The sequence below is a fragment of the Sphingobium sp. BYY-5 genome, assembly GCF_022758885.1.
Taxonomy (GTDB): Bacteria; Pseudomonadota; Alphaproteobacteria; order Sphingomonadales; family Sphingomonadaceae; genus Sphingobium.
Genome location: NZ_JALEBH010000002.1, coordinates 182197 through 203894, shown reverse-complemented (window position 1 = coordinate 203894; position 21698 = coordinate 182197). Strand labels below are relative to the sequence as shown.

At 64.1% G+C, this 21698-nt stretch carries 21 protein-coding genes; 6 read left to right on the top strand and 15 right to left on the bottom strand.

What is annotated here, in order from left to right:
- Window positions 1-8: 8 nt before the first annotated feature.
- Window positions 9-917 carry an SDR family NAD(P)-dependent oxidoreductase gene (locus tag MOK15_RS17215; RefSeq protein WP_242932947.1) on the bottom strand — a complete coding sequence of 303 codons (909 nt, stop codon included), beginning with the start codon at window positions 915-917 and terminating at the stop codon, window positions 9-11.
- Window positions 918-1082: 165 nt separating this feature from the next.
- Between MOK15_RS17215 and MOK15_RS17210 the strand changes: the two genes are divergently transcribed.
- Complete coding sequence (locus MOK15_RS17210; protein WP_242932946.1) at window positions 1083-1865, top strand: SDR family oxidoreductase; 783 nt, start codon at window positions 1083-1085, stop codon at window positions 1863-1865.
- Window positions 1866-1868: 3 nt separating this feature from the next.
- On the opposite strand, the gene MOK15_RS17205 is transcribed toward MOK15_RS17210, so the two are convergent.
- A complete protein-coding gene (locus tag MOK15_RS17205; protein WP_242932945.1) occupies window positions 1869-2510 on the bottom strand; it encodes a TetR family transcriptional regulator in 642 nt (213 codons plus the stop codon).
- Window positions 2511-2606: 96 nt separating this feature from the next.
- Between MOK15_RS17205 and MOK15_RS17200 the strand changes: the two genes are divergently transcribed.
- Window positions 2607-2930 (top strand): 2Fe-2S iron-sulfur cluster-binding protein, encoded by a 324-nt coding sequence (locus tag MOK15_RS17200; protein ID WP_242932944.1) that lies wholly within the window; start codon window positions 2607-2609, stop codon window positions 2928-2930.
- 11 nt (window positions 2931-2941) lie between these two features.
- Window positions 2942-4162, top strand: a complete 1221-nt coding sequence (locus MOK15_RS17195; protein WP_242932943.1) for a cytochrome P450 — start codon at window positions 2942-2944, stop codon at window positions 4160-4162.
- Between the two features lie 56 nt (window positions 4163-4218).
- Here MOK15_RS17195 and MOK15_RS17190 read toward each other — a convergent pair whose 3' ends face one another.
- The 6 genes from MOK15_RS17190 to MOK15_RS17165 are packed head-to-tail and all read right to left on the bottom strand — an operon-like array spanning window position 4219 to window position 10275.
- Window positions 4219-5214, bottom strand: coding sequence for a nitronate monooxygenase family protein (locus MOK15_RS17190; protein WP_242932942.1), 996 nt, complete (start codon window positions 5212-5214; stop codon window positions 4219-4221).
- Window positions 5214-6374 (bottom strand): acetyl-CoA C-acetyltransferase, encoded by a 1161-nt coding sequence (locus MOK15_RS17185; RefSeq protein ID WP_242932941.1) that lies wholly within the window; start codon window positions 6372-6374, stop codon window positions 5214-5216. Before MOK15_RS17185 ends, MOK15_RS17190 begins: the two co-directional genes overlap by 1 nt.
- A 3-nt stretch (window positions 6375-6377) precedes the next feature.
- Window positions 6378-7163 carry an enoyl-CoA hydratase-related protein gene (locus MOK15_RS17180; protein WP_242932940.1) on the bottom strand — a complete coding sequence of 262 codons (786 nt, stop codon included), beginning with the start codon at window positions 7161-7163 and terminating at the stop codon, window positions 6378-6380.
- Window positions 7160-7921 (bottom strand): SDR family NAD(P)-dependent oxidoreductase, encoded by a 762-nt coding sequence (locus tag MOK15_RS17175; RefSeq protein ID WP_242932939.1) that lies wholly within the window; start codon window positions 7919-7921, stop codon window positions 7160-7162. The genes MOK15_RS17180 and MOK15_RS17175 overlap by 4 nt, the downstream gene beginning before the upstream one ends.
- A 16-nt stretch (window positions 7922-7937) precedes the next feature.
- The gene (locus tag MOK15_RS17170; RefSeq protein ID WP_242932938.1) at window positions 7938-9122 is read right to left on the bottom strand and encodes an acetyl-CoA C-acyltransferase; all 1185 of its coding nucleotides are present in this window, start codon (window positions 9120-9122) and stop codon (window positions 7938-7940) included.
- Window positions 9123-9150: 28 nt separating this feature from the next.
- The gene (locus tag MOK15_RS17165; RefSeq protein ID WP_242932937.1) at window positions 9151-10275 is read right to left on the bottom strand and encodes an acyl-CoA dehydrogenase family protein; all 1125 of its coding nucleotides are present in this window, start codon (window positions 10273-10275) and stop codon (window positions 9151-9153) included.
- Window positions 10276-10357: 82 nt separating this feature from the next.
- Between MOK15_RS17165 and MOK15_RS17160 the strand changes: the two genes are divergently transcribed.
- The gene (locus MOK15_RS17160) at window positions 10358-10993 is read left to right on the top strand and encodes a TetR/AcrR family transcriptional regulator (RefSeq protein ID WP_242932936.1); all 636 of its coding nucleotides are present in this window, start codon (window positions 10358-10360) and stop codon (window positions 10991-10993) included.
- A gap of 20 nt (window positions 10994-11013) precedes the next feature.
- Here the strand turns inward: MOK15_RS17160 and MOK15_RS17155 are convergent, their stop codons facing one another.
- Entirely contained in the window at window positions 11014-12513 is a 1500-nt protein-coding gene (locus MOK15_RS17155; RefSeq protein ID WP_242932935.1) for a CoA-acylating methylmalonate-semialdehyde dehydrogenase, read from the bottom strand.
- Window positions 12514-12612: 99 nt separating this feature from the next.
- Here MOK15_RS17155 and MOK15_RS17150 point away from each other — a divergent pair, with 99 nt between their 5' ends.
- The gene (locus MOK15_RS17150; RefSeq protein WP_242932934.1) at window positions 12613-13497 is read left to right on the top strand and encodes a LysR family transcriptional regulator; all 885 of its coding nucleotides are present in this window, start codon (window positions 12613-12615) and stop codon (window positions 13495-13497) included.
- Between the two features lie 16 nt (window positions 13498-13513).
- Here the strand turns inward: MOK15_RS17150 and MOK15_RS17145 are convergent, their stop codons facing one another.
- Together MOK15_RS17145 and MOK15_RS17140 are read right to left on the bottom strand one after the other, a co-directional pair.
- Complete coding sequence (locus MOK15_RS17145; RefSeq protein WP_278254350.1) at window positions 13514-15340, bottom strand: rhamnogalacturonan lyase; 1827 nt, start codon at window positions 15338-15340, stop codon at window positions 13514-13516.
- Window positions 15341-15611: 271 nt separating this feature from the next.
- Complete coding sequence (locus MOK15_RS17140) at window positions 15612-16808, bottom strand: carbohydrate porin (RefSeq protein ID WP_242932933.1); 1197 nt, start codon at window positions 16806-16808, stop codon at window positions 15612-15614.
- A gap of 324 nt (window positions 16809-17132) precedes the next feature.
- Here MOK15_RS17140 and MOK15_RS17135 point away from each other — a divergent pair, with 324 nt between their 5' ends.
- Window positions 17133-17984: a hypothetical protein gene (locus tag MOK15_RS17135; RefSeq protein WP_242932932.1), complete on the top strand. Its 852-nt coding sequence runs from the start codon at window positions 17133-17135 to the stop codon at window positions 17982-17984.
- A gap of 11 nt (window positions 17985-17995) precedes the next feature.
- Here MOK15_RS17135 and MOK15_RS17130 read toward each other — a convergent pair whose 3' ends face one another.
- From MOK15_RS17130 to dld, 4 genes are read right to left on the bottom strand one after another with little or no spacing between them, the layout of a single operon-like run.
- Entirely contained in the window at window positions 17996-18688 is a 693-nt protein-coding gene (locus tag MOK15_RS17130; protein WP_242932931.1) for a hypothetical protein, read from the bottom strand.
- Window positions 18685-19029, bottom strand: a complete 345-nt coding sequence (locus MOK15_RS17125; protein ID WP_242932930.1) for an energy transducer TonB — start codon at window positions 19027-19029, stop codon at window positions 18685-18687. The genes MOK15_RS17130 and MOK15_RS17125 overlap by 4 nt, the downstream gene beginning before the upstream one ends.
- A gap of 49 nt (window positions 19030-19078) precedes the next feature.
- Complete coding sequence (locus MOK15_RS17120; protein WP_242932929.1) at window positions 19079-19942, bottom strand: BadF/BadG/BcrA/BcrD ATPase family protein; 864 nt, start codon at window positions 19940-19942, stop codon at window positions 19079-19081.
- Window positions 19939-21639: a D-lactate dehydrogenase gene (gene dld, locus MOK15_RS17115; protein ID WP_242932928.1), complete on the bottom strand. Its 1701-nt coding sequence runs from the start codon at window positions 21637-21639 to the stop codon at window positions 19939-19941. The genes MOK15_RS17120 and dld overlap by 4 nt, the downstream gene beginning before the upstream one ends.
- Between the last annotated feature and the right edge of the window lie 59 nt (window positions 21640-21698).

Sequence of the window (21698 nt, the reverse complement as noted above, 5' to 3'; positions counted from 1 at the left end):
TCGGAGCGTCAGCGCCCCTGGGCAGCACGCTCGAAGCTGTAGCGGATATGATCGACATGGCCGTCCATACCGAAGATGAGCGGGTCTGCGCTGTCGAAGATGCCATCCTTCTGCCGCGCGACATCCTCGATCGTCCATTCCGGCTGATAGACACCCCGGCTCTCGCCAACGAAGGCGCGGGCAACGCGGCCAGCGATGGACACCAGCATCTCACCACTGACGGAACAGCATTCATGCGCCAGCCAGCCAGCCACCGGCGCGACCAGGTCCGGTCCCATCGGCGGATAGGCCGATATGTCGATCCCCTCGGCCATGCGCGTGACGGCGCCGGGGACGATGATGTTGGACTTGACGCCCTCGGCCGCACCCTCGATCGCGACGACATTGTTGAGGCCGATCATGCCAGCCTTCGCCATGCCATAGTTTACGACCCCCTGACTGCCGTAGAGACCACCGATCGAGGAAGTCAGCACCACCCGGCCGTAACCGGCCGCGCACATGCGCGGGAAGGCGGGACGCACGACATGGAAAGCACCACGCAGATGCACGTCGAGTACGGCGTCGAAATCCTCCTGGCTCAAATCCTTGAGCGTTCCATAGCGGACATTGCCAGCATTATGGACGAGGATGTCGATCCGGCCATAATGGTCCAGCGCGCTCTCGATGATCGTACGGCCGCCTTCAGGCGTTGCCACCGATGCGGTGCAGGCCACAGCCTCGCCTCCAGCGGCACGGATTTCCCGCACGACGTCTTCTGCCGGACCGATGTCCGCGCCCTCCCCGCTCATCTGGCCGCCCGGGTCGTTGACGATCACTTTCGCGCCGCGTTCGGCGAGGAGCAGCGCATAGGTCCGACCCAGGCCGCGCCCCGCTCCGGTGATGACAGCCACACGATCATCATATCTCAACAGCGACATGGACAGCTCCTCGCGTCAATGGGAAGCTGATCGGTGCCGCCCGGCGCGCGCGGCGGCAAGCCTCCCCCCAACAGGCATCGCCCCCGCGTCATTTACGGCGGAAGGATCACGCCCCGCCCCGACATTGGCTATGACCGGATCAGGACAAGGCGACTGGGGAGCGGAATGCAGGTTGCGATCATCACCGGGGCGGGCAGCGGCATCGGCCTGTGCACCGCGAAGATGCTGCATGAAGCGGGCATGGCGATCGTCGGCGTGGGCCGCGACGCGGGCAAGCTCGCCCAGCTGGAGCAGGCGATCGCCGATCCGGATCGGCTGGCGACCCTGTCGGTCGATGTGACCGACGATGATGCGCCGGCACGGATCGTCGGGCTAGCGATGGCGCGGTTCGGACGGATCGACTTCCTGGTCAACAATGCGGGTGCGGGCAGCCCCAAGCCGTTGCACGAAACCGACGATGCGACGCTCGACGCCTTTATCGGACTGATGTTGCGGGCGCCCTTTCGCCTGTGCCGGGAAGTGATCGGCCATATGGGCGAGGGCTGCGGTATCGTGAACGTCACCTCCACCTATGCGGTGATCGGTGGACGACGCGGCGGGGCCTATTCGGCGTCCAAGGGCGGACTGGACGCGCTGACCAAGCATATCGCCTGCGACTATGGGCCGCTGGGCATCCGCGCCAATTGCGTGGCGCCGGGCGTCACCATGACCGACATGGTGCGGCACCGGTTCGAGGATGAAATGTTCAAGCGGGTAAATGTGGAGACGACGCCTTATCCGCGCCTGGGCGAGGTGGAGGATGTGGCGAGCACGATCGCCTTTCTCTGTTCGCCCGGCGCGGCCTTCATCAACGGACAGACGATTGTCGTGGACGGCGGCTGGACATCGACCAAATATCTGTCACCCCGCGCCCTCACATCGACTTGGATCGATGCCGACGCCGGATAGCGATCACTTGTCTGCCGCCACCGCGCGGCGGCAGAATGCCCATATCTGCGCCAGTAATTCAGCCCGGTCGTCCGCTGCCGCCAGGGTAATTTCTTCCGCCAGCAACTGGCCGTGCACGGTGGTCGACACGAGATTGTAGATAAGTTCGGCCAGACGTTGAGGCGGCGCGGGGCGGACCTGGCCGATCGCTATGCCGTCCGACAGTTGCTGCGCGATCAGGTCGATCAGCGGGCTGATCGCTGCCTGCAACTCGGCCGGGCGCGACTCCGCCAGACGCAGATGTTCACGGCTGAGCGCCGCACCGCGCCGCCTGCCCCCCTGTGCCGACCTGCCGGAAGCAACGCGTCCCAGCACGATCGCCTCCACGATATGGTGCAGCCGCGCCATCGGATCGGGCAAGGCGCGGATTTCAGCCGCGAAATGATCGGCCGCCAGACGCAGTGTATGGGCGAAAACCGCCAGCACCAGATCATCCTTGCCCGAAAAACAATCATAGAAGGCGCGGCGCGCCAATCCGCTGCGGGTCAGCACCGCGCGGATGGTCAGCCCCTCCAGCCCCGACTCATCGAGCAGTTCATGGGCAACGGCGACGATCTGCTGGCTGCGGGCGGGCGTGCCGACCTGTTCCCCGATCATGGCCTCCATCACGCACCTCCTTCAAAACCGCTTTGCATTTAGCAGCACATGCTAGTAGCACCAGCGCTGAGAACAATGTTCTCGATAAAATGCAAGGAGAGAGTGATGACGTCCGTCACCGTCATAGAGGCAAGTGGCACCGAACATGTAATCGACGTGCCGGTGGGCGAGACCGTGATGCGCGCCGCGCTCAATGCGGGCATCGACGGCATTGTGGGGGAATGTGGCGGCGGCCTCGCCTGCGCGACATGCCATTGCTATGTTGATGAAGATTGGGCCGATCGGCTGGAGGAGGCCGAACCGGCCGAACGCGAGATGCTGGAATGCACCGCGTCAGAACTGCGCCCGACCAGCCGTTTGAGCTGCCAGATCATCGTCGACGACGGACTCGACGGGCTGATCGTCCACCTTCCCGAAACGCAATATTGAGGAGCATGGCCATGGCTGCGACCGACACCCTGACCCCCGCCGACATCCCGGCGCATGTGCCGCCCGAACTGGTGCGGGAGATTGGCCTGACGACCGGCGCCGATTTTCTGGCCGCACCGCACGACTTCATGGCGAAGCTGCACGACACGCATCCGCCGATTTTTTACAGCGTCAATCCGCTGGTCGGCAATGCCTGGGTCACGATCAAGCATGAAGACGCCTTTTTCGCGCTGCGCCATCCGGAATATTTCACGACAGCGGGCGCGACGCCCTTTCCGCGCGATCCCAATAATTATTTCTATTTCATCCCGCTGGAAATCGATCCGCCGCATCATCGCAAATATCGGGCGATCCTGGACGCGACTTTCTCGCCCAAGGGTGTGTTGCGGCTGGAAACCTATATGCGCGGCCTCGCCAACGACCTGATCGATACGTTCATCGACAAGGGCAGCACGGAGTTCACGACCGATTTCGGGCGTCCGCTGCCGGTGTCAATCTTCCTCGATCTGATGGGCCTGCCGCAGGATATGCGCGACACGTTCGTCGGCTGGGCGGTGGACCTGCTCCACTCGCAGGACCGGATGTCCGCTGGCCTCGCCATGCGCGGGATCGAAGCCTATCTGGCGGAGGTTATCGTCGAAAAGACCGCGAAGCCAGACGATGGCGTCATCAGCCAGATCATCCAGGCGCGGCCCGACGGCGAACCGCTGACCGAGCGGGAGATTTTCGGCTTCACCTTCTTCCTGTTCATCGCCGGGCTGGACACGGTGTTCGCCACGTTGAACAATATGTGGCTGTGGCTGGCGCAAAATCCCGACCGGCGGCGCGAGATCATCGCCAATCCGGATCAGATCAACGCCCAGGTCGAGGAATTGCTGCGCGTCTTTTCCGTGACCTTCTCAGGGCGGACGCTGACGCAGGATATCGAAATGCGTGGGGTTCAGATGAAGGCGGGCGACAAGTTCACCAGCATCCTTCCGGCCTGCAACTATGATCCGGATGTCTTCCCGAATCCGACCGAGGTGGACTTCAACCGGCCGCGCAAGCCGATCCTGGCCTTTGCCGGCGGCGTGCATAGCTGCATCGGCGCCCATCTGGCACGGCTGGAAATCAAGATCGGCCTGCAGGAATGGCTGCGGCGCATCCCGGATTTTGACGTGCAGCCAGGCACGAACATCGAATATTGGCCGGGCGGCGTGGTGGGGCCTAAAACATTGCCTTTGGTCTGGTAGGCGGTCGACGAAAATGGCGGGCGGGGTTATCGAACAACCCCACCCGGTTTTTTTGATCAGGCGACGATCTCTTCCCGGCGCAGCATGGCGGTCAGCCTGTCCGAGATGATTTCTTCCGCATCGGCGACGATCCGGGCGATCAGGTCCTGGCAGGTCGGGATGTCGTGGATCAGCCCCTGAATCTGCCCGGCCCAGACCAACCCCGCGTCCAGATCGCCGCTTTCCAGCGCCTGACGACCCTTTAGCCCCGACACGAACGGCCGGATATCCTCGAACACCGCGCCGTCGCGGGCGCTGATCTCTATCACCTGATCGGACACGCTGTTCTTCGCCACGCGGCCCGTATTGTGGAACTTGCGGAAGATCAGGTTGGTAGCGCGCTCATCATTGTCGACCAGGAACTGCTTCACATTCTGATGGATCGGCGCTTCGACCGTGGCGCAGAAGCGGGTGCCCATGTTGATGCCGTCCGCGCCCAGCGCCAGCGCCGCCGCCAGGCCGCGCCCATCACCGAAACCACCGCTCGCGATCATCGGGATTTTGAGCCTGTCGGCCGCGGCCGGGATCAGGATCAGGCCCGGTATGTCATCCTCGCCCGGATGCCCTGCGCATTCGAAGCCGTCGATGGAGATCGCATCGACGCCCATGCGCTCTGCCGACAAGGCGTGGCGGACGGCGGTGCATTTGTGGATCACCTTGATCCCGTGCGCCTTGAAATCGTCGACATGTTCCTGCGGCTTGTGCCCTGCGGTCTCGACCACCGTGATGCCGCTATCGATGATCGCCCTGCGATAGTCGGCATAGGGCGGCGGACTGACGGAAGGCAGGATGGTGAGGTTCACGCCGAAGGGATTGTCCGTCATCGTTCGGCAGCGGTCGATTTCGCGGCGCAGATCGTCGGGTGTCGGCTGGGTGAGCGCGGTCAATATACCAAGCCCGCCCGCATTGGACACGGCGGCGGCCAGTTCGGCGCGACCGACCCACATCATGCCGCCCTGGACGATTGGATGCTCGATCCCGACCAGATCGGTGAAGCGTGTTTTTAGAGCCATTAGAGCGCCTCCACGATCGTAACGTTGGCGATGCCCCCGCCCTCGCACATGGTTTGCAGGCCATAGCGCTTGCCCTGCGCGCGCAGACCGTGGACCAGCGTCGCCATCAGCTTCGTTCCGCTGGCGCCGAGCGGGTGGCCCAGTGCAATGGCGCCGCCATTCACATTGAGCTTTGCCGGGTCCGCGCCCAGCGCCTTCAGCCAGGCCATGGGGATAGCGGCGAAGGCTTCGTTGACTTCGAACAGGTCGATATCGTCCAGTTTCAGCCCGGCCCGCGCCAGTGCCTTCTCCGTCGCCGGGATCGGTTCTTCCAGCATGATGACCGGATCACCCGCCGTCACCGTCAGATTATGGATGCGGGCCAGCGGGGTCAGGTTGAAGCGCTTGACCGCCGCCTCGCTCGCCACCAGCACGCCCGACGCGCCATCGGTCATCTGGCTGGCATTGCCCGCCGTGATGGTGCCGCCCTCGGCCAGCGTCTTGAGGCTGGCCAGCGCCTCCATCGAACCGTCGGCGCGCACGCCTTCGTCCTGCGAGAAGCTGCCTTCCAATGTTTCGACCGAAACGATTTCGCAAGCAAAGGCGCCCGAAGCAATGGCCGCCGCCGCCTTCTGATGACTGCGCAGGGCGTAGGCATCCATATCCTCACGGGTGAAGCCATATTTGTCGGCGATCGCCTGCGCGCCATGAAACTGGCTGAACTCAGCCACGCCGAAACGCTGTTGGATGCTGCGCGGCCATGGCCCTTCCCCCACGCCTGCCTGTGCGTGGAGAGTGAAGTTCGACATCATTGGCACGCGGGTCATGCTTTCGACGCCTGCCGCGATCACCAGATCCTGCGTGCCGGACATCACCGCCTGCGCGGCGAAGTGGAGCGCCTGCTGCGACGATCCGCACTGGCGGTCGATGGTGACGGCGGGTACGCTCTGCGGCAGTTTCGACGCCAGCACGACATTGCGGCCGAAGGCGAAGGCCTGCTCGCCCGCCTGGGTGACGCAACCGAGGATCACATCTTCGATCACGGCAGGATCGATCCCCGTGCGGTCCACCAATGCGTTCAGCACCACAGCGCCGATATCGGCCGGATGGGTGCCGGCAAGCGCGCCCTTGCGCTTGCCACCGGGCGTGCGGACGGCTTCGACAATATAGGCTTCGGCCATTGATCAAACTCCCCTGAAATCGGGCGCGCGCTTTTCAAGCAGCGCCGCCAATCCTTCCGCGCTTTCGGTCCCCGCACCGGCTGCGGCCATGGCGCGCAGTTCCCGGTCGAGCTGGGTTTCCAGACCGGTTTCGAAGCTGTCGTAGAGCAGGGCACGGGCAGCACAGAGCGCGTCCACCGGGCCATCGGCCAGCGCATGGGCGACGCGCGTCCCCTCCTCCGCCAACGTCTCATCATCGACGATGCGGGTGACGAGGCCGATCGCCTCCGCCTCCTCCGCCTTGATGCGCCGATTGGTGAGGATGATGTCCTGCGCCTTGCGCAGTCCGACAAGGCGCGGCAGCAGCCAGCTCAGACCACCATCGGGTGTCAGGCCGATCGCGCCATAGGCTGCGGTGAAATGCGCCGATCGCGCGCCGATCACCACATCACCCAATATGGCGAGGCTAAACCCCGCCCCGGCGGCAGGGCCGTTGACCAGAGTCACCAGCGGTTTGGACGCACGCGCCAGTCGCTGGACGGCTGCGTGAAAGGTGGCGATCAGTTCGCTCAGCACTTCGGCCCGTCGTTCGCCTGCCCCGGCGATCAACTGAACGTCGCCCCCGGCACAGAAGAGCCGTCCCTTGCCGGTCAGCAGGATGCAGCGAACCGCCGGATCACTTTCGCACCGGATCGCCGCCGCCAGCAACGCCTGCGCCAGCGGCAGGGTGATGGCGTTGCCCGCCTCCGGACGGTCGAGCGTGATCCGGGCGATCCCATCCTCGACCGCCAGGGTCAGACCGTCACTCACCGGGGCGCCATGCGGATGGCGCCATCAAGGCGAATGACTTCGCCGTTCAGCATCGGGTTGCGGACGATGGATTCCACCAGTTGCGCATATTCGGCCGGCTTGCCCAGGCGGCTGGGATGCGGCACCTGCGCGCCCAGCGCATCCTGCACATTTTGCGGGAAGGCTTCCAACATGGGGGTCAGGAAGATGCCCGGCGCGATGGTCATCACCCGGATCTTATGTTGGGCCAGATCGCGGGCGATCGGCAGAGTCATACCGACGACGCCGCCCTTCGACGCACTATAGGCCGCTTGCCCGATCTGGCCGTCATAGGCCGCCACCGAGGCGGTGTTGACGATGACACCGCGCTCGCCGTCGACCTCCTCTGCCGCAGCCGCGCGAGCCGCGAACTTGGAAATGACATTGAAGGTGCCGATCAGGTTGACCGTCACCGTCTTGGCGAAGGTGTCGAGCGGGTGCGGCGCATTTTCCTTGCCCACCGTCTTCACTGCCGGGGCGATGCCTGCGCAGTTGATCAGGATGCGCGCCACGCCATGCGCCTGTTCCGCCGCATCCAGCCCCGCTGTGACGCTGGCGTCATCGGCAACATTGACGCTGACGAAGGCACCGCCGATTTCGGCCGCCGCAGCCTTCCCCGCTTCCTCATTCAGGTCGAAGATCGTGACCTTCGCGCCATTGGCAGCCAACATCTGCGCCGTCGCCTTGCCCAGGCCCGATGCGCCGCCGGTGACGATAGCGGCTACCCCTTTGATATCCATGTCTTGCCTACTCCAATCAGACCAGTTCGACCGCCATCGCCGTCGCTTCGCCCCCGCCAATGCAGAGGCTGGCGACGCCGCGCTTGAGGCCGCGATGTTCCAGCGCGCCCAGCAGTGTCGCCACGATCCGCGCGCCCGATGCGCCGATCGGATGGCCCAGCGCGGTCGCGCCGCCATTGACGTTGAGCTTTTCCGCCGGGATGCCAAGATCCTTGGCCGCAATCATCGCCACCACGGCAAAGGCTTCATTGACTTCGAACAGGTCGACATCGGCTACCGACCAGCCGGCCTTGTCCAGCAGCTTGCGGATCGCTGGCACCGGGGCGGTGGTGAACTTGGCCGGTTCATGGGCATGGGCGGCGGTGGCGACGACCCTGGCGATCACCGGCAGGCCCAGCTTTTCCGCGACGCTCTGGCGCGTCATCACCAGCGCGGCGGCGCCGTCCGAAATGGAGGAGGCATTGGCCGCGGTGATGGTGCCGTCCTTGACGAAGGCGGGCTTCAATGACGGGATCTTGTCAGGGCGAGCCTTGCCGGGCTGTTCGTCGGTGTCGATGACGGTGTCGCCGCCTCGGCCCGATACCGTAACCGGCGTGATTTCCCGCGTAAAGGCGCCACTGGCGATCGCGTCATTGGCGCGGCTCAGCGATCGGATGGCATAGTCATCCTGGTCGGCACGGGTGAACTGATAGTCGCGCACCGCTTCCTCGGCGAAGACGCCCATTGCCTTGCCCGGTTCATAGGCGTCTTCCAGCCCGTCCATCATCATCGTGTCGATGATCCGATCATGGCCGATACGCGCGCCGCCGCGATGCTTGGGCAGGGCATAGGGGGCATTGGTCATGCTTTCCATGCCGCCCGCGACCACGACATCGACAGACCCGGCGCTCAGCGCCTCATGCGCCATGATCGCCGCCTGCATCCCTGATCCGCACATCTTGTTGACGGTGGTGGCTTCCGTGTTGAGGCCAAGGCCCGCGCCCAGCGCCGCCTGCCGCGCGGGCGCCTGGCCCAGCCCGGCGGGCAGGACGCAACCCATATAGATGCGATCGACCGCATCGGCCGACAGCTTTGCGCGCTCCACGGCGGCCTTTACCGCTGCCGATCCGAGATCGGTGGCCTTGAGCGGGGAGAGCGCGCCCTGAAAGCCACCCATGGGGGTCCGGGCATAGCCCGCAATGACGACTGGATCATTCCGCATAGCTGTTTCCTTCAAAGCCAAATTTCTTTCAAAGACTGCGCGCGATCACCATGCGCTGAATGTCCGATGTGCCTTCATAAATCTGGCAGACACGCACATCGCGGTAGATTTTGGCGATGCCGAATTCCTCAAGATAACCATAGCCGCCCAGCGTCTGCATCGCGCCCGACACCACCGCTTCGGCGGCCTCGGAGGCAAAGAGCTTGGCCATCGACGCCTGCGTCAGGGCGGGCTGCCCGGCATCGCGCAGGGCGGCGGCGGAGAGAACGAGCTGTCGCGCAGCCTCCAGCCGGGTGGCGAGGTCGGCAAGGCGGAAGCCGACCGCCTGATGATCGATAATGGCCTTGCCCATGGAGCGGCGATCCTTGGCATAGCCGATCGCGATCTCCAGCGCGGCCTGCGCCATGCCAACGCATTGCGCGGCGATGCCGATCCGTCCGGTCTCCAGATTCGCCAGGGCGATGCGATAGCCCTGCCCCGGATCGCCCAGCAGCAGGTCATCCTCGACGAACATATCCTCGAAGCGCAGCGCGCAGGTGTCCGACGCGCCCTGCCCCATTTTATGCTCGATCTTGTCGACGACATAGCCGGGCCGGTCGGTCGGCACGAGGAAGGCGGACAGCCCCTTCTTCCCCGCTTCGGGGTCGGTGACGGCGATCACCATCACCAGCCCGCCAATCCTGCCGGAAGTGATGAACTGCTTGGCCCCGTCGAGCCGCCAGCCGCCGTCCACCTTGATTGCGCGGGTGCGGATGGCGGCGGCGTCCGACCCGGCGTCGGCTTCGGTGAGCGCGAAGGCGCCGATGGTGCAGCCGCCGATCAGATCAGGGAGAAATCGCTGCCTCTGCGCATCATTGCCGTCCTTGAGCAGGCCGCCAACCATGATGCTGTTCTGGATGGAAACGATGGTCGACAGGGCGCCATCGGCCGCCGCGATTTCCATGAGCGCCAGGGCATAGGAGACCGAGTCGACGGCCGCACCGCCATAGGATTCGGGCGCGGTCATGCCCCACAGGCCAAGCCCACCCATCTCCTCGAACAAGGCAGGCGGATAGCCGCCTTCCGCTTCGAACCGGGCGCTGTCCGGACGAATCCGATCCTGCGCAAATCCTCTCACCATGTCCCGGATGGAGAGCTGAATATCCGTCAGCATAAACCCACTCGTCATTTATATACTGATGAGTAGATTGCTTATGGATAGGTTTCTTGTCAATAGGAGGAGGAAGGAGTTTTCATTGCCCATCGGTTCAGCTTCCGAAATCCCCTCCCCTTTCCGGACGCGCGAGGAAAAGATCAGGGATCGCGAGGAGAAGCGCGAAGCGGTGCTGCGCGCGGCGGTACGGATGTTCAATGCGCGCGGTTATCACGCCACTTCGCTGGACGATGTCGCAGCGTCGCTGGGGATCAGCAAGCCGACCATCTATCATTATCTGGGCAATAAGGAGCAGGTGCTGATCGAATGCGTGACGCGCGGGCTGGAACCGCTACGGCTGGCAGCCGAGGCAGCGAAGAGCGAGCCGGGCAGCGGCCTTGACCGGTTGCGGAAATTCCTGCGCCATTATGCCCAGATCAACATGGATGATTTCGGCCGCTGCGTGGTGCGAACGGGGGACGAATCCCTCTCGCGTGAGGGCGCGGCGCTGTTTCGCGCGGGCAAGCGGGACATTGACCTGGCGCTGCGCGGCCTGATCGCGGACGCCGTGGCCGACGGGTCGATCGCCCCTGTCGATGTGAAGATGGCAGCCTTTGCCCTGGCGGGCGCACTTAACTGGCCCGCGCGCTGGCATGATCCGGCCGGGCCGATGGCGGTCGATGCGATCGCCGATTCACTGGTCCAGATACTGATCGGCGGTCTCGCGCCCCGGCCGTAGCTGGAGCGCGGTCCATGCGCTCACTTCATGGTTGGGATGACGAAGCTCTGATCGACCACCGCGCCGCCCGACGGCCAGCGTTGGGTGATCTTCTTGGTGCGGGTGTAGAAACGCACGCCGTCCATGCCATATTGATCGAGGTCGCCGAAGCCTGACCGCTTCCACCCGCCAAAGCTGTGATAAGCGACCGGCACCGGGATCGGCACGTTGATGCCGACCATGCCGACTTCCACCTGACTCGCGAACTTGCGCGCATAGTCGCCGTTGCGGGTGAAGATGGCGACGCCATTGCCATATTGATGATTGGTCGGGTGGCTGAGCGCTTCCTCGAAGGTTTCGGCGCGCAGTATCTGGAGCACGGGGCCGAAAATCTCGTCCTGGTAGCTCTTCATCTGCGGCGTCACCCGGTCGATCAGCGTCGGGGCGAGGAAGAAGCCTTGTTCATAGCCCTGGAGCGAGAAGCCGCGTCCGTCGATGACGATTTCCGCCCCCTCGTCGGCCGCCATCTGGATATAGGATTCGATCCGCGCCTTGTGCTGCGCCGAAACCACGGGGCCATAATGCGCGTCGGGATCGGTCGAGATGCCCACGCGCAACCCCTCGATCGCGGTGATCAGCTTGGCGCGCAGGATTTCCGCAGTCGCTTCGCCCACCGGGGTCACGACCGGCAGCGCCATGCAGCGCTCGCCCGCGCTGCCATAGGCCGCGCCGATAATGTCGGCGACCGCCTGGTCCATGTCCGCGTCGGGCAGGACGATGCCGTGATTCTTGGCGCCGCCCATGCACTGGACCCGCTTGCCGTTCTGCGCGCCGCGCCCATAGACATAGTTGGCGATGTCGGACGACCCGACGAAACTGACCGCCTTGATATCCGGATGGTCGAGGATCGCGTCGACAATCTCCTTGTCGCCATGGACGACGTTGAGGATGCCCGCCGGCAGCCCCGCTTCCATAGCCAGTTCAGCAAGGCGTACAGGTACGGACGGATCACGTTCCGAGGGCTTGAGGATGAAGGCGTTGCCGCAAGCGATGGCGGGCGCGGCCATCCAGAGCGGGATCATCGCCGGAAAGTTGAAGGGCGTGATCCCCGCCGCGATGCCGATCGGCTGGCGCATCGACCAGACGTCGATGCCCGGCCCGGCGCCTTCGCTATATTCGCCCTTGAGCAGATGGGGGATGCCGCAGGCATATTCGACCACTTCCAGCCCGCGCTGGATGTCGCCCCTGGAATCGGCGACCACCTTGCCATGTTCGGACGAGAGAAGATGGGCGAGTTCGTCCATATATTGTTCGATCAGTTCCTTGAACCGGAACATCACCCGTGCGCGGCGCTGCGGGTTCGTCGCCGCCCAACCCGGTTGCGCCGCCCGCGCGGAATCCACCACCTGCTGAAGATCGAGCGCCCGCGCCAGTTCCACCTGCGCCTGCACCGCGCCGGTAGACGGGTCCAATATGTCCGCGTTGCGTCCGCCGGACAGGCGAACCTCTTCCCCATGAATGAAATGGCTTATCGACCGCATGTCTGTCTCTCCTCGCACGGATTTCATGGTGGCTGGCCTAGACGATCAGGACATGCAACTGTACAGTAATGATTCCACAATCATTGTGCAAAAACACCTATGCTGAATTCGGATGACCTGCGCCTGTTCCTGACCATATTGCGCGAGGGCAACATGCTGGCGGCGGCGCGGCGCGTGGGGCTGGACCATAGCACGGTGGCGCGTCGCGTCGGTCATCTGGAGACGGCGCTGGGCGTGCGCCTGTTCGACCGTTCACCGCGCGGCGTGACGCCGACCCAGGCCGCCTTCGCATTGACGCCTCATGCCGAACGGATCGAAAGCGAATTGCTGGCCGCCGCCGCCAGCGTGCGGGATCGCGACCGGGCGATCGACGGGACAGTGCGGCTGGCGACGCCCGAAGCCTTTGCCAGCCATTTGATCGCCCCGCGCTCAGCCTTGCTGCGTGACCGGCATCCCGGCCTGACGCTCGAACTGGCATCGGAAAGCCGGACAACCAGCCTCTCCAAGCGCGAAGCCGACATGGCGGTGATGTTGAAGCCGCCGCCCAGGGGACGGCTGGTGACGCGCAAGCTGGCCGATTATCGGCTGGGCCTCTTCGCCTCCCGCGCCTATCTGGACCGGCATGGCGTGCCGGCCACGCGCGCCGACCTGCAGGGGCATGTCTTCCTGTCCTATATTGAGGAACTGGCCGGCTTCCCGGAAATGATCGCGCTCAACCAGCTCCTGCCCGGCGCCACCATCGGCTTCCGCGCCAGTTCGAGCGCGGCGCAGCAGGCCGCTGTGGCGGCCGGCATGGGGCTGGCCTTCCTCCACGTCTTTGCCACGATGAACGATGACAGGCTGGTGCAGATCATGCCCGGCGACATGCAGGTGTCGCGCAGCTACTGGCTGGTCATGCACAGCGACCTGCAGCGCCTGCCTCGCATTCGCGCCGTGGCCGATTTCATCGACGACCTAATGCGCGGCGCGCGGGATCGCCTCTGATCCATCCTGCCCCGGATCATTGCGTCGGAATGTCGACGGGGATGGCAAAGGACAGATGGGGCGGCTGGTTATAGGCGCTGTTCTGCCAGGCGACCCCAAGGCGGTAGACCGGATCGTGCATCAGCGTGGGCAGGCGGATCGCCGTCGGCCAGGGGGTTGTATAGATGCGCAACTCGCTGCTGTCGGCGCTGCGCAGGATCAGTTCCTCACGCCAGTCACCGACAATATCGGCAGAGAGGGCTGGGTTTTGCTTGGTCCCGTTGTTCGATTCGACGCCTTCGGGGGAAAAGAGCGGCATTTCCCGACTGCTGCGCCAGTCCCATTTGGTGATGCGCGTTCCGTCCAGCGGTTCACGCAGCCCGTCACCGTCCCACCATATGCCGAAATTGGCGGCGCGGGGATGGCCGCCCGGAATGACATTCCCCTTCGCATCCCACAGGTCCGGCGAGTTGGATGCCCAGGATTCCGCGCCCGGATAGCGCGGATCGATGTCCATGGCGATGCCACGGCCGGTATCGCTGTTCGCAGGCTTGGTCCAGAGCCGTTCGCCGGTGCGGGCATCGAGCATGGCGACGCCGATATTGCCGTTGCTGCGCATATCCTCATGCACGCCGAATTTCTCCAGGCCGGGGCGCGTGGGATCAAGGTCGGACACATGCATGGTATCGCCATGGAAGAGGCGCGCCGACCACAGCCCCCGGCCATCATCGTCCACAGCCATGGAGCCATAGAGGATTTCATCGCGACCATCGCCATCGACATCGGCCACCGACATCTGGTGATTGCCCTGACCGCCATAGTCGGCATTGCCCGGCGCTGCGCTGTCGAACAGCCAGCGCTGGCTGAGCTTGCCGTCGCGCCAGTCCCAGGCGGCGATGGTGGAGCGGGCATAATAGCCGCGCGCGAAGATCAGGCTGGGCCGCCGCCCGTCGAGATAGGCGACGCTGGCAAGATAGCGTTCCGACCGGTTGCCATAGGCGTCGCCCCAGGTGGCGGCCCGCTCCTCCGGCGACGGATTATCGCCGCTGGGACCGCGCGATGGGGCATAGGGCGCGGTGGCCAGCGCCTTGCCGGTCAGTCCGTCGAACACAGTCAGATATTCAGGACCACGCAGGATGCGGCCCTTGAGCTGGGCGACCTTGCTCCCGTCGGGCAGGACGGTGGCGCCGGTGCGGTCGGCCTGTGGGGTTTCGCCCTCATGCTCACGCCAGTCCGCCCGCCCATCGCCAATCACGGTGCCAGCGCCGTCGATCGTGCCGTCGGCGGTCTTCATCGCCACTTCGGCGCGGCCGTCGCCGTCCAGGTCGAAGACCATGAACTGGGTATAATGGGCGCCCGACCGGATATTGGGGCCAAGGTCGATGCGCCACAACCGCTTGCCGTCGAGCGTATAGGCGTCCAGCAGGGTTTCGCCGGTATAGCCGCCAAAAGCATTGTCCTTGGCGATCGAAGGATACCATTTGACGATGACCTCATAGCGGCCATCGCCGTCCAGATCGCCCACGCTCGCGTCATTGGCCGAATAGCTGTAACGTTCGCCATCGGGTGTCACGCGGTCGGCAGGCTTGTCGAGCGGGATCGACAGATAGCCCGCCATCCAGGGCGTTGCCATTGCGACCGTCTTACCAGCGGAATCGCGCAGGCGGTATCGGCTTTGCGCGGTGCCAGCGGGATCGGTGACGCTGGTGGCGTCCTTCGCGCCGATGGACTTGATTGGTTTGCCGTCACGCAACAAGGTGAAGCGGATATTGTTCGGGTCGGTGGCGAGCAGGCGCCAACTGACATGCATCCCCTGACCGGAGGCGAGCGGCACCGCGACCAGCGCGCGATCGAGCTTCTCCATCTGCCGCAAACCGGCTGGCACGGCCTGGGCCGCGACTGTTCCCAGCACCAGAGCCGTCACGCTCCCCCAGCCCATCAACATTCCGACCAGCCGCATGTCCCGCTCCCTTCACCTTTTGCCGACGCTATAGAGCGGTGGCGGGGCGGCGGCAATATAGTTCCATATATACCTATATTATCCCATTAAATGGGATAATATAGGTAGTTAATCACCCATCGGTCGCACGTGCCGACGCCGCTGCGTGGGCACGTGCGGCCTGCGGCAACTGAGGTCAGTCGATCAGGCGGAAGGCCATTTCGACCCGTAGCCCGATCACCCAGGCATCGTCGATCGACGGATCGGCGGATGGATTGCGGACATATTGCAGGTCGGGCTGGATCGTGAGCCAAGGGGTCAGCGGGGCGCGATAGGTTGCCTCCGCCACTATCTCGGATCGTCCTGCGTCATTGGCGCGACGATATTCGGGTGAGGTGAAGGCGCCGATCATGGCGAAGCCGATCTCATCCTCCGGCCGACCGTCGATCCAGCCACCCAGTTTAAACCCCGCGCTAACAAACCGGTCGAACATATTATAATGTTTGGCTGCGGTGCCGAGGCGGAAGAAGCCGTCGACCCGCCTATCGCCATCCTCGATCAATGTCTTTTCGCCGCGCAGATAATAGCCGGCATTGCCGCCGCCATGCGTCCCCTCGAAGCGATCGAAGGAGGATGTATAGCGCCAATGGCCAAGCAGGAGGCGGCCGTCAGCGATGGGCGCTTCCACTTCACCGATCAACAGCGCGCCCTCGCCGCCGCCCAGCCGGATGCTGGTACGGGACGGATGCTCCGGATTACCTGGCATACCGTCAAGAATGGCCGCACGGATCGTCCATCCCTTCGCCGGGCGATACAAAGCGCGCGCGGCCAGACCCGTGGCCGGGAAAATGGAGGGACCGTTGCGGCCCGACATGCCGATGTCGCTGCCCATGCCGTGCGCGCCGCCGACAAACAGGGTTGCGGTTTCCAGCACGTCGAACTCGGAATTGAGGTCGTAGATGCCCGCCCGCAGCGACAGGTTGGGCGCCAGCATCTGGTCGATCCAGGCTTCGTAGAGCTTGACCGCCCTGCCATTGGCCTCGATCTCGCTGACCATCTGCGCGTCGCCCACGACCTGCGACATGGACCGGCCGTTATTGTACAGGCCATAAACGTGCATTTCAGCCCCTTGCCAACCGACCAGATCCTCCAGATCGACCTCCAGCACCAGGTCGAGATTGTCGAGATAGCGCACGCGCCGCTTCACCCCGCCAGACACTACGCCCATCGTGTCGCTGCTATAGGTCAGGTCAAACACGATCGGCCCTTCGCCCGGCGTCTGCTGTCCGGCGTGGATATGCGAATGGGGACGGACCGGCGTGATCGGGCCAACGCTCGCCGCTTCGGCAGCCGGAAGCCCCGCGCCCGCGAGCAGTAACCCGGCGAGGATCACAGGCGCCCACTTTCCATCGGAAGACGGGCCATCGGAAGACGGGCAGGGACGGAACGAAGCTTCGAGATCATGACTGGCAAAGACTAGAGGGATCGATGCTCGATAAAGCATGGATGATGGACACATAGCGTCATGATTGATCGAAACGGGGGACCGTTTCGGCAGGAAACGCCGCAACACACCGGCTGTGAAATCTTCAGGATCGCAAGGCAGGGGTAAAGAGGTTGAAAGAAAGGCGTTTCCTCGTCTACCAGCGCAATGCCCCGACGAGGAAAAACTATGCAACCAGCACGTTTAGTGCGCGTTTCGATCATACCCTGTTTGTTGATCGCGACCATGGCTACGGTCGGGACGGCCACGCCGCCCAAGCCGCCAAGCTGCAGGCAATTGTCGGAAGGGTTGCTCAAAAATGCCATGACGCCGCAGAGCAAGGTCCGTTCGATCGACGGCCAATGCCTGTTCAGCAATATGCGGATCAAGACCGGCACGAGGCAGGCATGGACAGTCGAGCAATTGACCGTGGCGGGGCTCGACCAGTGGGATGGCAAGCTGTCGCCGCTCCCCCCTCATCTGCGCGTGGAAGCCAAGGGCATCCGCTTTTCCTACGAGATCGACAACAGCCACGCCCGCTACCAGATGGCCCTCACACAAAAGCCTTTCGACGCGCGTCTCGATTTCGCGTTCGATGTCGCGGCAAAGACGCTCAGCCTTCGCGAGGTGGCGCTGGAAAGCCCCTGGCTTGGCCATGTCAGCTTTGCGGCCGATGCGGAATTTCAGGGAGACAATGTTCGCGACCCCTCCGACCTGATCGGTCTCCGGGTCTCCAGGCTGCGGTTCGTGCTCGACAACCGTTCCCTGCTCGAAAGCATGATCATGCCGAGCCTCATCGCCTTCATTCCGGACGACAAAGACCCGGCCGTCGAATTTCCCCGCCAGCAGAAGGAGGCGGAGCGCCGCTTGAAAAAACTGCCCACATCAGCGCTGGATGCGGAAAGCCGTCAGGCGCTGATCCGCTTCACGCGCGACTTCCCGCATCCGTCCGGCCATTTCGAACTCGACCTGATGCTCGATCGCCCGACATCGCTGGACGGGATCGCAAAGCAGAAGAAGAATGATGCATGGCTCGACCACGCCAGAATTTTCGCGCGCTACCAGCCCCAGGTGACGCAACCATAGACCATCCGTCCCTATCGCGGTTGATCGGGTGCGGCAGCGTTGCCGATGTCGCGTGCGGCGCCGTTCATCATCTCTTCGGTCTGACCGGCTGCTTCGAGGAAATTCGCCTCTGAAGCAGGCGCGTAATTGCACCCGACGAACAGGCTCTCACTGGGCGGTGTAGGAGGCAGTTCCGCCCCGAAAGCCCGCGCCAGCATCGCGGCGGTGGCGTTCCCGGTCGGTTCGAACGCACCGAGCATGGGGCCGCTTTCCGGATCGACGAAGCGATAATATTGCTCCGTCATCTTAATCGGCGCCCGCTCCAGATTCTGGGCCTGGATAAACGCCAGCGCCCTGGCGCGCGGCCATAGCGCCACCACCCAATCCTTCATGAAATAGACGCGATCGACCGCCTCCCCCCGGAGCGAAGCCGGATGCGAAAGCCTGTAGGCGTAGAGGCCGATCATGCCTTCTACATCCTTCTCCTCCTCAGCCTCGTGCATCCAGTCCGGCGCCTTGTCATCAAGGAACAGGGCCGAAGCGAAGGCCATGGCCGCCTCATGCGAGCGACAGGACAACGCATCGCTCAGCGTTTCGGGAGTCAACGCCATGGTCTCCTCGTCGGTCGCTTCTACATTGCCCGCCTGCGCATAGGCCAGGGCCGGAGACGCCAGAAGAATGGCGAGGGCGGACATCGACCAGTACAGCTTCAGCGGTAGATTCATTCGGCAATCCTGTATGTGACGGGAAGGATGAAATAGCTTTCCGCGGCGGCATCCGCGGACAGGGCTGGCAGGGGATTGGCCGCCCGCACGGCCTGAATGGCAGCGTCGTCCAGGATCGAAGAACCCGACGTTTTCTCCAATGCGACGGAGACAAGCCTACCGTCGCGCCGGACGCACAGGCGGACACGCACGGTCCCCTCAACACCCTCGCGCTGCGCGAGGACGGGATAGCGGTTATAGCGCAAGATATGCGCGACGGCCGCCGCCTGCCATTCGGGTGAAGGCTGAGCGGAGGCCGTTGCGGCAAGGGACGCGACCAGAATCGCGACAAGGCGTCGCATCGCTATTTTATCATCCTATCTCAATCATATGCCCGGCGAACCAGTTATATCAACTGAGACGATAGCCCGCCAGATAGAGCGCGCCGTCCAACGCATCGCCCAGCATCGGACTGAGCCGCGCGACGGTGCGCGCGCGCAGCCAGGGCTGCATCCGGGGCGCGAGACCTCCGACCAGGGTGCAGCGACTCGCCCCGCGTTCGAAGATCGTCTCGATGAAGCGCTCGATATGCTGGACCGCATCCTCCACGATCGATCGGGCGATGGCGTCGCCCGCTTCGGCATAGTCCATCACTTGCGGGGCGAAGCTGCCATAGTCCCTGGGTGTGGCCTTATCCATCCAGGCGACGGCCTGCGCCGTTTCATGGCCGAACCGCTCGGTCACGGCGCGGCTCAGCGGTGTCGCCTGCGTCCGCCCGTCAAGCGCGCGCAGTGCATGACGCATGGCGCTCAGGCCCAGCGCTGCCCCGCTCCCCTCATCGGAAATGGGGAAACCATAACCGCCGATGGTGAAGTCGCGGCCGCCCGCGCGCACCTGCGCGATGCTCCCTGTACCCAGGATCAGGATCGCCCCGTCCGCGCCGCCATGCGCGCCCAGATTGGCGATGAAGGCGTCCGTCTCGTAGGCGACCGAGGCGAAGGGGAAGGCAAAATTCCGGAGCGCGGCGCGCACGCCGGGCCGTGAAATGCCGGCGATGCCCATGCCCGCATGGACCGTAGCGACCTGCTCACCCGATAATCCGGCTTCGGCAATCGCCTGTTCCGACACGGCACGCAATGTTGCATGGAGCGGCTCCAGCCCGATCCGGGCATTGGCGGGACCCCCCTCTCCTGTACCGATCACCGCGCCATCGGCTGCGATCAGTCTTACGCGGCAATGGCTGCCCCCAGCGTCGATGCCCAGATAATAGCTCACCGGAGTAGCTCCCCTTCGTGCCCGTCGCCCCAGAAGCGCTGCCGCGTCGTTTGGCCGATGCCCGGATTGCACTGGTTGCGCGGATCGATCCCCCGGTAGAATCCCTCCAGAGCGGGCTTGGCCCGGTAGAGATGGTCGACATTATGCTCGGCCGGATATTCCGCTCCGCGCGTGTCCAGCAGCGCCCAGATGCGATGCTCGAAATCGATCGGATCGACACCCTTGCGCAGGATATAATCCTGATGGAAGACATGGCAGAGAAAATGACCATAATAGAGGCGATGGACGGTCTGCGCCGTCAGTGCGGGCGGCAGCGCCTCCTGCCAGTCCAACGCATTGCGCGGCAAGGCGACGTCGAGCGGGACGATATCTTCGACCGCATCCCGATGCACCGCGCGATAACGTACCGCTGCCCCGGCCGCGACGAAGCGATGGAGAAAAGCCTTGGCGGCCAGCGCGGGTGTGCATTCGAAATAGTCGCCATCGTCGGCGGAGAATATATCCAACAACAGCGCGCGCGTTTCCACCAGTGCCGCCTGCGGCATCTTGAGCAGCAGATGATGTTCGAAGCGATCCCTGTAATGGCGCATCTCGGCGGGCAGATGATCGGGCAGCAAGCGGCCGATGCGCTGCATCACCCGGTCGCTGAACCCGTCGCCCAGCAAAGGCAGCGCATCCACCCGCGCCTTGAGCGCGAACAGCCCCGGCAGCCTGTCGGTGCCCAGCCGCTCGATCGCGACGAACATGTCCTTGCCATAGCGGTCGGCGATGTCGAACGCATCGCGATGCATATATTCGCCGGCGATCGGCAGGACGGCGAAATCCCCCAGGATGGCACGACGAAGCGCCGTCAGCCGACCCGGATCATTGGTGCCGATATAGAAGGTGGTGGCGCCTTCCTCCTTGGCAAAGCTGTCCAGCCGCACGGCGAAGACGATCAGCTTATCCGCGCTTCCCGCCGCTTCGAACAGGCAGCGGCTGTCCGCGTTGAAGCGGGCGGGCGTCGCGCTGTCGATGTCGCGCACATGGCTGGCATAGGCGCGGTCATGTGCCCAGCGATCCGCCGCTGCGTCTATGTCGTCTTCCGTAAAATCACTAAATTCCAGCTTGTGCAGCATCATTTCGGGATCGTCGCCCAGCGCAACGCCCAAATGGTTGACCAACCGCAGCACCCCGTCCGCACCCACGACGCCGTAGAGGCTGAGTTGGGTGAAGGCCGGCCCGCGCTGCACCAGCGACCCGCCCGAATTGTTGCACACACCGCCCACCACCGACGCGCCAAAGCAGGAGGAGCCGATCACCGAATGAGGCTCGCGGCCCAGCGGCGCCAATGCCCTTTCCAGCGCGTAGAGCGTGGTGCCCGGCAGGCAGATCGCCTGGCGTCCGTCCCGAATCAGGTGCAGTCCAGTAATGCGCGTGGTGCTGATGATGACGCAGCCGCCGGGATAATCATCGCCGTCGGGCGTCGATCCGCCGGTCAGGCCGGTGTTCGACGCCTGCATGATGATCGATATGTCGGCAGCGACGCAGGCCTGGGCCACGCGCCATTGCTCGACCAGACTGCCCGGCTGCACCACCGCCAGCGCCTGACCCGATCCGGTGCGATAGCCATGGCGATAGCGCGCCGTCGCCCGCGCGCCGGTCAGCACATGGCGCGACCCGACGATCGTGCGGAGACTGGCGAGCAGGTCGCTCATTCGCGCGCCATGATGGTGGCGACGCGCTCGTCTGGATGATCGATCATGCCGAAACAATA

Excerpts from the sequence above, each read along its gene's own strand:
- MOK15_RS17215 (WP_242932947.1), bottom strand. The coding sequence starts at position 917 with ATGTCGCTGTTGAGATATGATGATCGTGTGGCTGTCATCACCGGAGCG.
- MOK15_RS17210 (WP_242932946.1), top strand. The coding sequence starts at position 1,083 with ATGCAGGTTGCGATCATCACCGGGGCGGGCAGCGGCATCGGCCTGTGC.
- MOK15_RS17205 (WP_242932945.1), bottom strand. The coding sequence starts at position 2,510 with ATGGAGGCCATGATCGGGGAACAGGTCGGCACGCCCGCCCGCAGCCAG.
- MOK15_RS17200 (WP_242932944.1), top strand. The coding sequence starts at position 2,607 with ATGACGTCCGTCACCGTCATAGAGGCAAGTGGCACCGAACATGTAATC.
- MOK15_RS17195 (WP_242932943.1), top strand. The coding sequence starts at position 2,942 with ATGGCTGCGACCGACACCCTGACCCCCGCCGACATCCCGGCGCATGTG.
- MOK15_RS17190 (WP_242932942.1), bottom strand. The coding sequence starts at position 5,214 with ATGGCTCTAAAAACACGCTTCACCGATCTGGTCGGGATCGAGCATCCA.
- MOK15_RS17185 (WP_242932941.1), bottom strand. The coding sequence starts at position 6,374 with ATGGCCGAAGCCTATATTGTCGAAGCCGTCCGCACGCCCGGTGGCAAG.
- MOK15_RS17175 (WP_242932939.1), bottom strand. The coding sequence starts at position 7,921 with ATGGATATCAAAGGGGTAGCCGCTATCGTCACCGGCGGCGCATCGGGC.
- MOK15_RS17170 (WP_242932938.1), bottom strand. The coding sequence starts at position 9,122 with ATGCGGAATGATCCAGTCGTCATTGCGGGCTATGCCCGGACCCCCATG.
- MOK15_RS17165 (WP_242932937.1), bottom strand. The coding sequence starts at position 10,275 with ATGCTGACGGATATTCAGCTCTCCATCCGGGACATGGTGAGAGGATTT.
- MOK15_RS17155 (WP_242932935.1), bottom strand. The coding sequence starts at position 12,513 with ATGCGGTCGATAAGCCATTTCATTCATGGGGAAGAGGTTCGCCTGTCC.
- MOK15_RS17150 (WP_242932934.1), top strand. The coding sequence starts at position 12,613 with ATGCTGAATTCGGATGACCTGCGCCTGTTCCTGACCATATTGCGCGAG.
- MOK15_RS17145 (WP_278254350.1), bottom strand. The coding sequence starts at position 15,340 with ATGGAGAAGCTCGATCGCGCGCTGGTCGCGGTGCCGCTCGCCTCCGGT.
- MOK15_RS17130 (WP_242932931.1), bottom strand. The coding sequence starts at position 18,688 with ATGAATCTACCGCTGAAGCTGTACTGGTCGATGTCCGCCCTCGCCATT.
- MOK15_RS17125 (WP_242932930.1), bottom strand. The coding sequence starts at position 19,029 with ATGCGACGCCTTGTCGCGATTCTGGTCGCGTCCCTTGCCGCAACGGCC.
- dld (WP_242932928.1), bottom strand. The coding sequence starts at position 21,639 with ATGAGCGACCTGCTCGCCAGTCTCCGCACGATCGTCGGGTCGCGCCAT.